This window comes from bacterium, assembly GCA_035308905.1.
Lineage (GTDB): Bacteria > Sysuimicrobiota > Sysuimicrobiia > Sysuimicrobiales > Segetimicrobiaceae > DASSJF01.
The window spans coordinates 19,273-33,427 of the sequence record DATGFS010000022.1; the positions used below are offsets into that span (position 1 = coordinate 19,273).

At 63.8% G+C, this 14,155-nt stretch carries 13 protein-coding genes, 1 tRNA gene and 1 riboswitch; of the genes, 9 read left to right on the forward strand and 5 right to left on the reverse strand.

Annotated elements, in window-relative coordinates; all coding sequences use genetic code 11:
* The first annotated feature begins 16 nt into the window (after nucleotides 1-16).
* Nucleotides 17-1,186 carry a tRNA epoxyqueuosine(34) reductase QueG gene (gene queG, locus VKT83_05470; protein HLY21898.1) on the forward strand — a complete coding sequence of 390 codons (1,170 nt, stop codon included), beginning with the start codon at nucleotides 17-19 and terminating at the stop codon, nucleotides 1,184-1,186.
* Between the two features lie 11 nt (nucleotides 1,187-1,197).
* The gene (locus tag VKT83_05475) at nucleotides 1,198-1,878 is read left to right on the forward strand and encodes a phosphopantothenoylcysteine decarboxylase (protein HLY21899.1); all 681 of its coding nucleotides are present in this window, start codon (nucleotides 1,198-1,200) and stop codon (nucleotides 1,876-1,878) included.
* Between the two features lie 155 nt (nucleotides 1,879-2,033).
* Here the strand turns inward: VKT83_05475 and VKT83_05480 are convergent, their stop codons facing one another.
* Nucleotides 2,034-2,390: a hypothetical protein gene (locus VKT83_05480; GenBank protein HLY21900.1), complete on the reverse strand. Its 357-nt coding sequence runs from the start codon at nucleotides 2,388-2,390 to the stop codon at nucleotides 2,034-2,036.
* A 346-nt stretch (nucleotides 2,391-2,736) separates the two neighbouring features.
* Between VKT83_05480 and VKT83_05485 the strand changes: the two genes are divergently transcribed.
* The 3 genes from VKT83_05485 (at nucleotide 2,737) to VKT83_05495 (ending at nucleotide 5,007) form a co-directional block, all read left to right on the forward strand.
* Nucleotides 2,737-2,811, forward strand: a tRNA-Gly gene (locus tag VKT83_05485).
* 159 nt (nucleotides 2,812-2,970) lie between these two features.
* Nucleotides 2,971-3,903 (forward strand): tyrosine-type recombinase/integrase, encoded by a 933-nt coding sequence (locus VKT83_05490; GenBank protein HLY21901.1) that lies wholly within the window; start codon nucleotides 2,971-2,973, stop codon nucleotides 3,901-3,903.
* A 180-nt stretch (nucleotides 3,904-4,083) separates the two neighbouring features.
* Entirely contained in the window at nucleotides 4,084-5,007 is a 924-nt protein-coding gene (locus tag VKT83_05495) for an IS481 family transposase (GenBank protein ID HLY21902.1), read from the forward strand.
* Between the two features lie 519 nt (nucleotides 5,008-5,526).
* Here the strand turns inward: VKT83_05495 and VKT83_05500 are convergent.
* Nucleotides 5,527-6,420 carry a hypothetical protein gene (locus tag VKT83_05500; GenBank protein HLY21903.1) on the reverse strand — a complete coding sequence of 298 codons (894 nt, stop codon included), beginning with the start codon at nucleotides 6,418-6,420 and terminating at the stop codon, nucleotides 5,527-5,529.
* Between the two features lie 417 nt (nucleotides 6,421-6,837).
* On the opposite strand from VKT83_05500, the gene VKT83_05505 reads away from it, so the two are divergent.
* The 4 genes from VKT83_05505 to VKT83_05520 all read left to right on the forward strand — a co-directional run bounded on the left by VKT83_05505 (nucleotide 6,838) and on the right by VKT83_05520 (nucleotide 10,188).
* Entirely contained in the window at nucleotides 6,838-7,050 is a 213-nt protein-coding gene (locus tag VKT83_05505; GenBank protein HLY21904.1) for a hypothetical protein, read from the forward strand.
* A gap of 148 nt (nucleotides 7,051-7,198) precedes the next feature.
* Nucleotides 7,199-8,230: a C1 family peptidase gene (locus tag VKT83_05510; GenBank protein HLY21905.1), complete on the forward strand. Its 1,032-nt coding sequence runs from the start codon at nucleotides 7,199-7,201 to the stop codon at nucleotides 8,228-8,230.
* Between the two features lie 187 nt (nucleotides 8,231-8,417).
* Nucleotides 8,418-9,533 carry a hypothetical protein gene (locus VKT83_05515; GenBank protein HLY21906.1) on the forward strand — a complete coding sequence of 372 codons (1,116 nt, stop codon included), beginning with the start codon at nucleotides 8,418-8,420 and terminating at the stop codon, nucleotides 9,531-9,533.
* 146 nt (nucleotides 9,534-9,679) lie between these two features.
* Nucleotides 9,680-9,796, forward strand: a riboswitch (SAM-I-IV-variant riboswitch).
* Nucleotides 9,797-9,861: 65 nt separating this feature from the next.
* A complete protein-coding gene (locus tag VKT83_05520; GenBank protein HLY21907.1) occupies nucleotides 9,862-10,188 on the forward strand; it encodes a hypothetical protein in 327 nt (108 codons plus the stop codon).
* Between the two features lie 10 nt (nucleotides 10,189-10,198).
* Here VKT83_05520 and VKT83_05525 read toward each other — a convergent pair whose 3' ends face one another.
* The 3 genes from VKT83_05525 to VKT83_05535 all read right to left on the reverse strand — a co-directional run bounded on the left by VKT83_05525 (nucleotide 10,199) and on the right by VKT83_05535 (nucleotide 13,866).
* The gene (locus VKT83_05525) at nucleotides 10,199-11,626 is read right to left on the reverse strand and encodes a serine hydrolase domain-containing protein (GenBank protein ID HLY21908.1); all 1,428 of its coding nucleotides are present in this window, start codon (nucleotides 11,624-11,626) and stop codon (nucleotides 10,199-10,201) included.
* Between the two features lie 192 nt (nucleotides 11,627-11,818).
* A complete protein-coding gene (locus tag VKT83_05530) occupies nucleotides 11,819-12,673 on the reverse strand; it encodes a hypothetical protein (GenBank protein HLY21909.1) in 855 nt (284 codons plus the stop codon).
* Between the two features lie 65 nt (nucleotides 12,674-12,738).
* Nucleotides 12,739-13,866, reverse strand: coding sequence for a hypothetical protein (locus VKT83_05535; protein ID HLY21910.1), 1,128 nt, complete (start codon nucleotides 13,864-13,866; stop codon nucleotides 12,739-12,741).
* Between the last annotated feature and the right edge of the window lie 289 nt (nucleotides 13,867-14,155).

Consider the following 14,155-nt stretch of genomic DNA (forward strand, 5'->3'; position numbering starts at 1 on the left):
ATGCTATACTCGAACCGTGAACGCTCCCGCCTCCCTTGCCGCCGCGGTCAAATCCGAAGCGCGGGCGGCCGGGTTCGACCTGTGCGGCATCACGACGGCCGCGCCGTTCGCGCTCGAGGGCCGCGCGCTCGCGGAGTGGGTGGCCCACGGCTACCACGGCGAGATGACCTACATGGCGCGAAACGCGCCCCGGTCGCCGGCCCCGGCGGCCGTGGTTGCCGGCGCGCGGTCGCTCGTGGTGGTGGCGCTCTACTACGGGGACGCGGTCCCCGGCGGCGCGGGCGACGCGTCTTCGGCCCGCGGGCCGCGCGGGCGGATCAGCCGGTACGCGCACGGCGACGACTACCACCTCGTGATGGAGCCGCGCCTGCGCCGGCTGGCGGAGTTTCTGCGCAGCCTCGGCGCCCGCGTCGCGCGGTACTACGTGGACACCGGGCCCGTGATCGACCGGGCGGCCGCGCGGCGCGCCGGGATCGGGTGGTTCGGCAAGAACACCATGATCATCACGCAGCGCACTTACGGCTCGTGGGTCTTCCTCGGCGAGATCCTCACCGACCTCGAGATCGCCCCCGACCCGGAGGCGGAAGGCGACTGCGGCCGCTGCCGGATCTGTCTCGACGCCTGCCCGACCGGCGCGATCGTCGACCCGTACACGGTGGACGCGCGCCGCTGCATCTCGTACCTCACGATCGAGCACCGCGGCCCGATTCCCCGGGACCTCCGGCCGCAGATCGGCGATCACATCTTCGGCTGCGACATCTGTCAGGCGGTGTGCCCCCACAACGCGCGCACCGCGTCCGCGCGCCACCCCGAGCTCGCGCCGCGCCCGGAGACCGGGGCCCGGCCGGAGCTGATTCCGCTGCTCAACATCACCCAGGCCGAGTTTCGGCGGCGCTTTCGCGGCTCGCCGGTGAAGCGCACGAAGCGGAGCGGCCTCCGCCGCAACGTCGCCGTGGCCCTCGGCAACGCGGGGGATCCGGCCGCCGTCCCGGCGCTGTGCGAGGCGCTCACGGACGCGGATGCGTTGGTCCGCGCGCACGCCGCCTGGGCGCTGGGGCGGATCGGCGGTGAGACCGCCCGCGAACACCTGCGCGGGCGTCTCACCGACGAACGCGATCTCGCGGTCAGGGAAGAGATCGAGCTTGCGCTCGGCGCGCGCGAGGACGCAGGGGAGCGGACCGCGTAGAAGTTATCCTCATGAGTCTTCGCGGACGCCGCATCCTCATCACCTCCGGCCCGACACGGGCGCCGATCGACGCCGTCCGGTTCGTGTCCAACAAGTCCACCGGGCGGCTCGGCTCGCTGATCGCCGAGGCGGCGCTCGAAGCCGGGGCGGACGTCACGTTTGTCTACGGGCGCGGCAGCGCGCTTCCGCTCGTCCGCGGCGGCCGCATCGACCACCTGCGCGTGCTGCCGATCGACACGGTCGACGACCTGGTCGGGGTGTTCCGTCAGGAGCTGCCGACCGGCTATGACGCGGTCGTACACGCGATGGCCGTCCTGGACTTCCAGCCGGCCGAGACCCGCGAAGAGAAGGTCTCGAGCAATCTGACCGAGTGGAACGTCCGCCTGGTCCCGACCCCCAAGGCGGCGGCGCTGGTCCGCGACCTCGCGCCGCAGACGTTCTTCATTGGCTTTAAGCTCGAAGTCGACAAGTCGGCCGGGGACCTCGTGGGCATCGCCGCGGACTGGGCGCGCCGGACGCACGCCGATCTCGTGGTCGCCAACGACATGCGCGACATCGAGCACGGCACCCACACCGGCCACCTGGTGCGGCCGGACGGCACGGTGGAACAGGTCGTGCAGGGCAAGGAGATGATCGCCCGCGCGCTCGTGACACTCCTCGACCGGCGCCTCGCGCAGCGGGTCGCTCGGTAGCGCCCACGGGTCCGAAACCGGGGCATGCGAAACCGAAAGAAGGAAGGCCCCCGGTCCCGCTCAGGCCCGGGGGCCTTCGTGTTTGGTGCGGTCCGGGGAAGCCGACGCCGGCCCCACCGGTTTCTACACTTTACTTACCCGCGCCCGCAAACCGCCTAGCGTTCGTGAATTTCGATGGGCGGCGCCGACATGCCCGTCAAGACAATGCGGATCAGCGTCCCAAGATCCAGGATCTGCGCGGCGACCAGCGTCAGGGTGTTAAGCGGCACAAGGGCGGCCGTCGTTGACAACGGAATGAGGAACAACCGGCCCTTCAGTTTTGGACCGGCCGGAGTGTTGAGCCGCACGAGCTGTCCCGGCGGAATTTTCTCCCCCTGCGGCACGAACGCCAGGAACGTCCCGGTCCGATCGCGCAGGACGGACAGCATGAAGCACTGACCCGCCGGAATGATGACGCTGCCGGCGACGAGCGTCCGGGTCGGACAGAAGGGGTCCCCTGCATGGCGGACCATGGCCTGTTGACCCGGGGGCGGCGCTCCCGGTCCACTCTTCGGCCCAGGTCCGGCGGCCGCCGGCAAGACCGCCAGCGTCGCGATCACACACGCAGTTAACAAGAGCGATGTGGCTCTCGTCACGTAGGCACCTTCCTATCTTGTTGTGTCGTCGTGGTCGGCAAGCAAAATGGCAGGAATCCAAAAACGACCACTACACTGCTTACCCCAAACGGGTGGAATATACGCATGTCTGGATGGGTGGCCTCGGGGGTGCGCAGGCCGGGGGTACAAGGCCGCTCCGTCTTTGATTCCGCCCGGGCAGGGACTATAATAGGAGACGCCGTATCCCGGCACCACAAGGCGAGCGGGAATAGCTCAGTGGTAGAGCATCTGCTTCCCAAGCAGAGGGTCGTGGGTTCGAATCCCATTTCCCGCTCCAGACCTAGTAAAACAAGAGTTTCTCGAACCTAGCACGTCGGGAAACGGGCCAGAAAAGCAGAGGCTCATCCCGGACAGATAATCAATCGCCGAGGCGCGCACAAGTCCCTCATCCTCGGCTCCTGACGGTGCCCCAGGGGACGGGGCGCAGGGAGCCAGTATGCGCGCCAAGGTGTCGCCTCGGCCGTTCGCCGAGGTAGTTGAAGCGTTCCTGCTCCAAAAACAGGTGAACGGCTGCTCCGCCCGCACGGTAGCCGTTTACAAATGGTGGCTCGACCGCCTCGCTGCCGTTGTGCCGGACACCAGCGCCGTTGATCCGGCCGCCATGACGAGGTTCTTTGCCGGGCTGCGCGAGCGCGGCGTCTCGCCCTCGACGGTCCACCAGGCTTTCCGGACCTTCCGCACGTTCACGCGCTGGCTGATCGCGACCGGTGCCATCCGTCGGAATCGACTCGACGGGCTGGCGATCCGGACGCCGAAGACGCTCCCGGCCGTCCCTGCTGACGAGGAACTGAACGCCGTGCTGCAATCCTGTACCGACTCACCAGCCGGGATACGCAATTACGCCGCGATCCTCATGATGGCAGACGCTGGCCTGCGCGCGAGCGAGGCACTTCATTTGCTGGTCGAGGACTGGCGGCCCGCTGACCGGTCCGTGTTCGTCCGGAGCGGCAAGGGGGCCCGGGATCGCGTTGTGTTTGTCGGTGCTACCACCGCGCGCGCTCTGAAGGCGTGGCTGTCCGTGCACCCGCAGCCCGGACCGGAGACGTGGCTTTTTTGCCAGCGCGACGGACGGCCGCTTACCAATCGAGGTCTCGTCACCATTCTGCACCGGCTCAGCGTACGCGTGGGCCTGCCGCCGGATCGGCGTCTGCATCCTCACAGTTTGAGGCATCTGGCCGCGACCGCGTGGTTGCGGAATGGGATGGGGCTCGACCAGGTGAGGCGGCTCTTGGGCCACAGCAGCCTGAACACCACGTTAAGGTACAGCAGCCTGGTCTCGGCCGACCTCCAGCAGGCCCATCGCGACGCTGGGGCTATAGAGCGCATGGGAGTTGACCGGTTGCAGCGCGCGCGTCGACGACCGGCATGACGTCGGTCATGATGTGATCGGACGTCCCCCCAGGGGGACATCGGCGTCAGCCGGGCAGAGGCGCCGGTTCACGGTTTCGGGGAACGCCGGGCGTTGTTGCGGCCGCGTGTACTAGCTCTAAAACTGCAGGACATCCGTGACACATGAGGTAGCACCGCCAGAGCCTAGAGGGGGGTGCCCATGGGTCCGGATGACCGCGTCGTTCATCGACGGTTGGGCTGGTTTCGGCACGTCGACGAGATTACCCACAATGTCGCGAAGACCTGTCGGTACTTTGGAATCAGCCGCCAGACCTACTACCGCTGGTACCGACGCTACGGGAAGCTTGGGGAGGCCGGGCTTCGGGACGGATCCTCGCGGCCCTTGCATTCGCCCCGGGCGACGCCCTCGGAGGTCGTTGAGAAGGTTCTCTATTTGCGGCGATACTACCACTTCGGCCCGGCCCGCATTTGCATGTACCTGCGGCGCTATCACGCGCTGACCATCAGCCAGTCCGGTATCTGGCGGCTGCTGAAGCGCGCCGGCGTAAGTCGACTGCCCTCCAATATGCGGTACCAGAGTCGCGAGCAGCGCTTCAAGCGTTATGAGAAACCGCTGCCTGGCCACCAGCTGCAGATCGACGTCAAATTCCTGGCCCCCGTCGCCGGCCGCACGCGGAAGTACTACCAGTACACGGCCATCGACGACTGCACGCGCATCCGCATCCTGAAGATCTTCGATGCGAACACCCAGCAGGTCGCGATCGCGTTTGTCGACTATGTCCTGTCCAAACTCCCCTTCAAGGTCGAATGCATCCAGACCGACAATGGGGCTGAGTTTGGCCCGCAGTTCCACTGGCATGTCCTCGACAAGGGCATTCAGCACCGCTACATTCGACCGCGGCGCCCCTACCTGAACGGGAAGACCGAGCGATCTCACCGAATCGACAACGAAGAATTCTATCGGCAGCTCGAGGGCGTCGTCATTTCCTCGGTGGCCGAATTCAACGGCCTGCTCCAAGAGTGGGAGCGGTTTTATAACTACGCACGGCCACACGGCAGCCTCCAGGGGCAGACCCCCTACGAACGGCTCCGTGAGAAGCTCCAGGTCATGTGTCACGGATGATTGGCCAACCTACACCTAGCGCGTGAGATAAACTGCTGGGTAGCAGCCAGGACGCTCGGCAGCGGCGACGGCACGTTGCGGAGGCTTCTGGCCGGCGCGGCCGTGGGGAAGGTAGACCCGGTCCCCGCGTAGGCTGTCGAGCAAACCACGGCTATCCTAGGCCGCGCCAAAACCTAGTGGAAAGTCGCCCCCGGAAAGTCCGATAATCTGCCGGTTCCGGACGGCATCGTGCGCCGCGTCAAAAGAGTTCTTTTGGCGCGGGGCGATTCGTGTCGGCACTGCAAAATCTTGTGAACGTCACCGAAGGTGGAGTATCGGCCGTCTGGCACCGTCCCAAGGCATCGCAAACACACTGGGACGTACGATACCCATCGCGTCGCCAGAGAGCCCCTTTGATTGGAGCCGCCAAAATTTTGCGCTCGTAATACCACACGACGTTGGTCGCAGAACCGGGCCGACCTCTCGTAGCCGCGCAAAACGAAAACAGCGCGCTTACATATCGCCTCGCGTGTCGAGGGTCTACTTCTTCACAAAGACGCGTACGACGCAGGACGCTAGTTTAGTAACGTTTATCGAATTCGGCACAGACCATGTCCATCCGTAAGCACCGTAAGTGGAATATGTTTGGAAGTTGCGAGCATTTAAGGAAACCGCGCCGCGTGGATCCACCGCATAAGTGAACGGCGACGGGCAGGCAGCCGACTGCGTCACGGGGTAACCTTGCGCCGTCGGTTTCCCCGGTTTGAAGGTCAGGCCGTACTGGATCGGATAGTGGTAGTTGCAGCCTCCGTATTTCGCGACACCACCCTCCGATTGGCACACCTTCGAGTCGGTGATCAAAGCGTCGAAGTCCACGTAATTGGTACGGATTGAATAGTACACTGCGATCGGGAGGTACAGGCAGGCTGTGGCAGCCGCGCCCTTGCAGAATGCCAAGAAATCTGCGGGAAACGGCCCGACGAACTCCTTCCCGGACACTTTGAAGCTGCTTCGTGAAAAATTCATGGGGAGCGGCGTGAGCGAACCTTCATTTTTCTCCGACTTCAACAGCGTCTGTAGCTGAAGAGCCCCGAGCTTCGCGGCGGTCGCGAAGCGTTGCAATCGGAGCTTGTGTTCTGAACGAAGGACTCCAAGTGAGACCGTGGCGCCGATCTTGAGCTTGATCAGCGTCGCGTCAGGCAGACTGGCGCGGTCGGCGGCGCTCAGCGATTCGAGGTCGCGGGCGGTAGACGCGCCGAACGCGGGATAAGTAACGGCGGCGAGCAAGAGCGTCAACGCCGCGCACCCCACGCTGCGAACGATCCGGAACGAACACGCCCGGAGCATCAGGACCCGGGCCTTCCTCGATGGACGCCGGTCTGCGACCAACTTCTTGGTCTTGCTAACGGAATAAGGGTCTGGCACTTTAGGCACGGTCTGGGCCTCCTAATTTTACGTCGATCCGAATTCAGGACGCGTCTCGATCAACGCACCCTCTACCGAGGCATGTTACCTCCATACGATGCGGCACGCCTACGACTCGCTCGAAATGCTGGCCCAAGATTTCCGCGCTGGCCCCGCTGGGGCCGGGCATGAGGCGACTGCTATCTTTTCGGTTGGTCGGATTGGTCACCTTCCCACGCCACTGTTCTTTCGGCAGGAAGGTCACGCGGTGGGCGAAGGTCTTCTCGATGCGCCGCGTCGTCCAGGACTACGTCCTCGCCGCCCTCGACCGCGCGACGCCGGACATCGAACGGTTCATTGCCGGGGCATCTGGAGTGCCCGGAGAGCGTCCCGCTGATTTTCGCCGACCGGCTGGCCTCAATACGCGAGATCAGGAGCGCAAAGATCATGCCCCGGTACCGGGCCGACTTTCCCGAGGTGGACGTCGCCGTCGTGATGCGGGTGTCCGTAAAGGCGAGAACGCGACGGGACAGGGCTGGCCAGGGGATACGGCCGTTCTTACTCGACGTGGCGTTGGATGCCGTCGGCACCGTGCAGGGCCACGGATACGACGTCGTGCCGCAGCGCGCGCGGCTCACCGCGTGGTGGGGCGGAGAATAGATGCGCCCTGTGCGGTCGGACGCCAGGGAGCGACCGGGGGCAGGTGAATCCCGAGCGTCGCATGAATGGGCTTCCTCGCGCGTCGGCCCTGGTGAGCAGGACGTTGTTGATCCAGGGGCTCCTTCGGGGGATGGGAGGGAGACCACCGATGGCGTCCATCCCCACGTGGCAAATTGGTCGCTACCGTAGATCGCATATCACGGAAGAAGAGGTTGGGAGCCACGTTCCGGAGGTGTCGTCCGTGAAGAAGTCGCTTACTCGGCTTGCCGCCTTGGCGCTGTCAATGGTACTGCCTGGTGCGGCGCTGCTCGTTCCCTGGATAGCCACTGCAGCCCAACCACCGAACCCCGCGTGGCGACCCGCGCCAGTGATCCATATCACCTTCATCGAGCGTTTCGCTTCCGGTTACGCGCCGGAAGTCGACCTTCGCCCCATCATCATGCGCCGCGGACTCGCCGTGCGCGACCAGGGCAATCGCGGCACGTGCACCGTGTTCGCGACGACGTTTCTGATCGAGTATCAGCGGGCCGCGATGACCAGCGCACACGGGAGCGGGGCTGCGCTGTCGGAGGAGTATCTCAACTGGGCGGGCAACAAAGCGACCGGCGAAGACAACGACGGCGGATTCTTCACGAAGATAATCAGCGGGTATCAGGCCTGGGGGGTCGCGCCAAACGCGAGCATGCCGTACCTGCCGGCATACGATCCCACCCATCCCGCGACGCCGAGCGCCTCGACCATCGCCGCGGCCAAGGCGATGTTTCCGGTGCGATACCCGTTCACCATCCTCAAGGTCTGGGACAACACGAAGGGGCTGACACCCGCGGAGCTGCAGCGCGTGCTGGCGACGCTCCGGTCCGGCCGTCCCGTGGCCACCGGAATCTGGTGGCTCACGAACTTCGCCACGGTGACCGTCGACGGCGTGCCGCTGCTCAAGGATTATCCTCGTAGCGCCAACTCGGGCTCTAACCCTCCGATGTTCGACGGCCATTCCATCGACCTGGTCGGGTTCCACGAATCGCGCGCCTTTCCCGGCGGCGGCTACTTCATCTTCCGGAACAGCTTCGGCCCGGACTTCGGGAACGCCGGGTATGGGTTCGTCTCGTTCCAGTACCTGCGTGCCTACGCGAACGACGCCATCGCCATATCGCCGCCGCCCTGGCGACCGGTTCGGAAATAGGGGAACAGGAGTTCACCTTTTTCACGGACGGGGATCAATCCCGCGTGCGTCACCCGACGGCCAAGCGCACATGGACCGGAGAGGGGGCGATGAGTCGACGACGAACGCTCGTTTCGTCTTGACTTCGATCACAAGTGGAAATCCCAGTCTCAATCGACCACGCCGTGCTTATAGGAGATGCGCTGTCGTGACTCAGCGCCCTCGTTTTGTCTCGACCCTGCTCGCAGCGATCCTCGGTTTGAGTACCCTAGGAGCGCCGCTTCCGGCCAGTGCTGCGATTGCGCGGCCGACGAACCTACGCCCGGTACAAAGCAAGGCGGATTGCGCAACGGCTCTCAGCCTCGCCGCTGTTGTTTGTGATGCAGCCGTGAAGGCAGGCGACCTTCAACTGATCTGGGACGAGTCGGATAAAACCGTGGCCGGGTACAAGGTGTATCAATTCGGTGCGGGCGGCAACCAACTCTTGGGGACGTCGACGGGGACGGCGCGTTACTACTTGGTCAAAAAGCCGCCGGAGGGCTACGCCAACTTGTGCTTCGCGGTCCAGGCGTACGTCGGTAGCCAAACCTCCCCGGATAGCCTGCACTACTGCTATGCGCCCGGCGCGACGGCTTCGACGCGGTCGTTTAAGCCCAGCCACACGGCGACGCAGGTCACCTGGAATGCGCCGACGAGTCAAGGGTGTGGGGCCAACCCGCCGTTCGGCGCCGCCAATTTCCGAAGCGCTGACACGAAGTTCGGCTCCGCCTTCACGGCGTTCTTCCCCTGGCTACTGAAGAACCCCCAGTCCGCCAATCTCCTGTCAGGCCGGCGTCGCGTAGGTGGTGTGTATGTCGGGAACGAGGCAGGGATCATTCACCCTTATGGTCCTTGTTCGACAGCGACAGTAACAGTCAACGCCCTCGCGGGCGCGGCTTTCGATCTCGGGGCGCTCGCCCATCACAAACTGTACTCGGCCAGCCTGACGCTCAATGCGTCGCAAACCGTGGGCTTTGCCTCCGGGAAAGCCACGCTCTCCAACGGTGGTTGGTGCCCGATTTGGGTCGGGGCCGCGAATCGGGAGTGGTGGCTCGCTCCCCTTGGAAACTTGACCTCTAACAAGTCCGGGCGGGTGCAGGTCGCGTCCTCGCCGACGACCGACACCGATGTCACCTCGCTCGCATCCGCCTGGGGAGTCAAGTACAACACCAACAACTACGGATTCGTCATAGAAGGCAACCCCCCGTCGGGCGGTGCTCCGACCACGAGCAATGCCTGCCTCACGAAGTTCTCGACCCCGTCGCTGCAAATCGTATACTTCTGAGCGCCGCGACCCATGCGTATCGCGGCGCAGACCTTCAAGTCAAAGCCGAGGGCTGACGCCGATTAACTACACGGAGGCGCTATCGCCGCGCTCGACGCGGACAATCTCCGGCCCCCGCGTGGAATCCTGTAGTCACAATCGAATAAGGAGACTATCAAGAGCGACGCGGCAAGCGACGCGTCCGGCAACCTGGCGAGCGACGCCGAGGTGCCCGGCCTCGATGTTCGAGGCGATAGGCCCGCGAGGGAACCAAGGTCGCGCACCTCTCCGTGCGCGGAGGGGTTTCGTGTTCGCGCGCGCTTGATAGCCTCCCAAGAGGGAGGCGAATATGTCGGATCAGAGCGGGTACGAGCACGGCGGCAAGTGGCCGAGGCGGCTGGTGCATGAGGACATGCACTACATCGTCCACAAGGTCGCGGAGGCGACCGTGCGCGACGGCGCGGTCGTGCTGTCCTGCGTCCATGAAGATGGCCGCCCGTATTACGGCGGGCCCTACCACCCGAGTGTGTTCAAGAGCCACAGACGGCCGATCAACGAGCATCTGAGCGAGTGGGGTATCGTGCTTGAACGAACGCGCCGTAGCCGGCGCGCCGGGCGCATAACCAAGAGCCGTTCTCAGAACACCACGACCATAGCCGTGAACCCTGCCGATTAGAGTTGCGGCATTAGTGAACGAACAAGCGCTTGGGATCGATGAACTGCAAATGCGGCACCCCGGGTCGGTGCGGTTTACGCATCGTCGTTTCGAACGACGGCATGCCGTACATTGGGAACAGGTCAGGGGCCTTGCTCCAATCCAAATGTTCCATCGCGCTGACCACCGGCGCGAAGGACGGATACCAATTAGAGTCGTGGCCCGTGTGCCCGCTGAAACACAACACGTACGCGAATGCGCCGGATTGGAAGTAGATCGCGTTCTGGCTGGTTTCCAGGTAGCCGCCTTTGTCGCCTTCGTACGGCGGAACGGAACTGCTCGGGGCGACCGGTCCGAGCGCGTCGAAGCCGAAGAACCCGAAGGCCTCGGAGCCGCTGTACGCGTGGTTGTGTAGGTCGTTGTAAGCGTACTTCAACCACCGAGTGAGCGCGGCGGCGCTGAATGCCGGGTTTCCGCGCTCCAGGTTGAACGCGGCGAGAAGGCGGGCCATGTCCGTTGCCGCAGCGCTCATCCCGCCGCCGCCCTGAAAGAGGGAGAAGTTCTCGTCGCCGTAGCCGAGTTCGACGGTGGGCTGGCTTGGGCTCATGACGCTTTTTGCGGTCGCGGACGGGTTGGGGTAGTAGATCGCCTCGCCCGGCAGCTGTTGGCTCAGCAACGCCTCAGCACCGCGGATCCGCGTGATGTGGAGAGGCTCCAGCAACGGTTTTCGAATGGCGTCAGCGAACGACTTCTCGCCACGCATCTTCGCAACGATATAGCCCAAGAAGTTGAAGTTACTGTTGTTGTAGGCCGCCCGCGACTTGTCGCCGGGCTTGAATGCCAAGGTCTCGCCGGCTGCGTACGTTTCGAGATCGTCGACGTTGACGGGAACCCTCTTGCCGACCGCCGCCGCGATCGCCGCGTCCGAATCTTCGAGCGCCGGATCGAGACCGGAATCCATATCGAGCAGATTTCGGATCGTGATGTCGCCAAAGCGCGGGTCCTTGGGAGGCCTGCCGCCGGGGGCGCGCAGGTGCAGGATGCTTTGCATCCGCGTGCTGAGCGTAAGTTTGCCTTCGTCGACCAACTGCATGATCGCCAGCGAGGTGATCAGCTTTGAAACGCTAGCTTGGCGGAAGTACGTCGTCGGCACGACCAGCGGCGTTGAGGACGGACCCCAAGTATAGCCTTTCGCGAAGACCAGGCGCGTGCCGTAGACGATCGCGAGCGACGCGCCGTGCACGCCGCCTCCCGCCATGACCTTGCGCACGGCCTCGTCGATTTCGTCGATGCGGGGCGTGCCGACCATGCGGAAGGGCGGCGTCTCGGCGCGGCTCCAGGCCACGGCCGTTCCGCCGGAGGCCATCATCGATAACAGGGAGACGCAGACCACCACAAGCGCCGCACGGCGAAGACCTGGTGGGTTCATTGATGAACTCTCGAGGTCCGAGAAACCCATCCCAGACGTTCCAAATAGCGCGAGGGAGCTGCACCGCACTCCCACGCGTCGCGGTTAGCCTTACGCAACCGCCCTCGGGTCCGACCCCTAACGGAGCGGGAGACCCGGGACAAGCTGACCGGCTGGTGGCCGAGCTGCTGCCGGATCACGAACGCGTTCGTCCCCGAACGGCCAGGTGGCTGGCTCCAGCCCTCATGGAGGTATTGGCGACAATTCCTGGCCCATCGGATTGCCGGAGGTTGTCAGGGGTTGGCCATAGACGACATTGGACGTCTCACCCGTGACGATCTGAGGGCCGCCGCAGGTGTTCGTGGCTCCTGTATACGGAATACGACCTCCCTGTACCGCAAGCGTGCCTGAGGACACCGAGTAGTTCAGGAACCCACCTGCTGACGTGAATTTGCAGGTGTGGGTGCCGCTAGGTGGTCCTACGAGATTGACCTGGAAGCCATAGATCGCATACAAGACGTTAGACGGGAACGTGAACGTGTGGCTGGAAACCTTACCCTTGGAACCGGTAACGCTGAACTTCGCCTTCGTCACATTGCCGTTGGCTTTAGTGTCGAGCGCGATTTTCATCACCGAGCCTGCCGGCACCCGATTCGATGGGGCAGAGGCGAATGAGACGTAATTTGGGCTAGGGCTAAAACCGAAACCCTTTACCTTGGACCAGTACTGGACCCCCCACAGAACCGAGTTGTTTTGTACGGCGATGACGTACTGAAACCAATCCAGCGGCTTGCCCCGATAAGTAGCTTGGGGGTGGGTCTGCGGATAGCAATTCAATTGAAGCGAGAATCCATTATTCCCGAGCGTGATCAAGTTCTGCGTGGCCCGCAAGGATACAGTCAGGTTTTGCAGACTCTGACACTTGTTGACGAAAATTACATTCTTGGAGCTCGGGAGATATGGGCCCTGCGCCTCGGCCATCCGCGGGAACGCCAGCGCGCCCCCCCACCGCGCCACAGCCGCGCCGCCTGCGACCACCGCGGACGTCTGGAACAGATCTCGCCGTGTCATGCGCGTTGCCCTCTCCGGTGTCTTCATGTCACTCTCCTGAGGTTGCTATCGCCAAGGCCGTACACGGCACTGCCACCGTAACGGGTCGGCGCTCAAAAGTAGACGACCTTCAGTGACGGCGTCGTGAACTTCGTGAGGCAGGCGGTGCTCCTCAACGGGGAAGGGCCCGGCAGTTTCGCTACGATGAATCCGAAGGCGGCCGCGTATTTTTGACTCGCCCAGACCGACACAATCGGGCTCACGTCGATGCTGGACGGCGGGTGAGACGCAAGCGTCACCAGTCCGTGCTTGCTGAACGTCAGATTCCCCAGGGGCGCGATCCGCCACTCTCGGGTCGCGGCGCCGACCGACACTGCGCACCAACCGCCGTTCCGGAGCGTGAAATTCCCCGAAGCAAACACCAGGGTCTGTACTGACTCGAGCGCCAAGGACGCCGAATAGAACTTGTGCCTGGTGAGTTCCCCGAGATCGAACGCCACGCCCGCGAGCGCGTCGACCTCCGCGAGCGCATAACCAGGACCGGAGACTGATCCGGTGCACGGCGCAAGAGCCGCGCTGGAGGTATTGAGCACGAATGCCTCCTCGTTCCCAGCGTAGACGCCGACCACGCCTTTTTGTCCTGACGTTGGCGGCTGCTTCTGAAGTTGCGAGAACGGCGAGTACGACGGCTGCGTGTTCTTCACAAAGGGGAAGAACGCTGCGTAGGCGCCGCAGTTCCAGTTCATATAAGGTGGCTGTTGCCAGGTGACTTGTGTGACCGTGTGGCTTGGCTTGAACGAACGCGTCGTCGCCGTCGCACCGGGGGCGTAGCAGTAGCGCGCGCTATCGCCAGAGGTTTGCTCCCCGGCCAACGACTGGACCGCAAAGCACAGGTTGGCGTACCCCTCGGACGGCTTCTTCACCACGAAGTAACGTACTGTTGGCATCCCCAAAAGTTGATGGCCGCCGCCGTCAACGCGAAACACCTTATACCCGGTTACGGTCTTGTTCGAGTCGTCCCAGATCAGTTGAAGGTCGCCTGCCCTCACGGCCGCGTCACAGATCACAGCCATGAGGCTCAGAACCGCACAATCCGCCTTGCTCTGCACCGGCCGTAGATGCGTGGCCTGCGCGATCGTGGTCTTGGCAGGAGTCGCGTCGGCTGGAAGCGGCCCGAAAAGGGCGGACAGAGCGAGAATTCCCGCGAGCATGCCCAGGACAACACGGCAACGCTGTGCCATGACTCGCTTTCCCCCGGCCCACTTGCCCGACTTATGATCGCTACACTCTCCTTGCCGCGGGTCGTGGGCGTCAGGCAGAGTTAGTAGCGGGCTTCGGTGGGTTGAGGATAGATTCCTATGTTTTTGAATGGCGGCGCCTAAGTGCCGCACGCGTCAGCCACTCCGACCTTGTTGGCGCAAACGGATTGCAAACGGATTGCAAACGCCAGCCATGACAAACGGCGGAACGGAGCGTCTCAGGGTGACGCGCAACCCCCTTGAAAACACGCTCAGGGCGACATGTGGCGGC

Coding starts and splice junctions, on each gene's coding strand:
- VKT83_05475 (HLY21899.1), top strand. CDS start 1,198: ATGAGTCTTCGCGGACGCCGCATCCTCATCACCTCCGGCCCGACACGG.
- VKT83_05505 (HLY21904.1), top strand. CDS start 6,838: ATGCCCCGGTACCGGGCCGACTTTCCCGAGGTGGACGTCGCCGTCGTG.
- VKT83_05480 (HLY21900.1), bottom strand. CDS start 2,390: ATGGTCCGCCATGCAGGGGACCCCTTCTGTCCGACCCGGACGCTCGTC.
- VKT83_05525 (HLY21908.1), bottom strand. CDS start 11,626: ATGGGTTTCTCGGACCTCGAGAGTTCATCAATGAACCCACCAGGTCTT.
- VKT83_05535 (HLY21910.1), bottom strand. CDS start 13,866: ATGGCACAGCGTTGCCGTGTTGTCCTGGGCATGCTCGCGGGAATTCTC.
- VKT83_05530 (HLY21909.1), bottom strand. CDS start 12,673: ATGAAGACACCGGAGAGGGCAACGCGCATGACACGGCGAGATCTGTTC.
- VKT83_05495 (HLY21902.1), top strand. CDS start 4,084: ATGGGTCCGGATGACCGCGTCGTTCATCGACGGTTGGGCTGGTTTCGG.
- VKT83_05490 (HLY21901.1), top strand. CDS start 2,971: ATGCGCGCCAAGGTGTCGCCTCGGCCGTTCGCCGAGGTAGTTGAAGCG.
- VKT83_05520 (HLY21907.1), top strand. CDS start 9,862: ATGTCGGATCAGAGCGGGTACGAGCACGGCGGCAAGTGGCCGAGGCGG.
- VKT83_05510 (HLY21905.1), top strand. CDS start 7,199: ATGGCGTCCATCCCCACGTGGCAAATTGGTCGCTACCGTAGATCGCAT.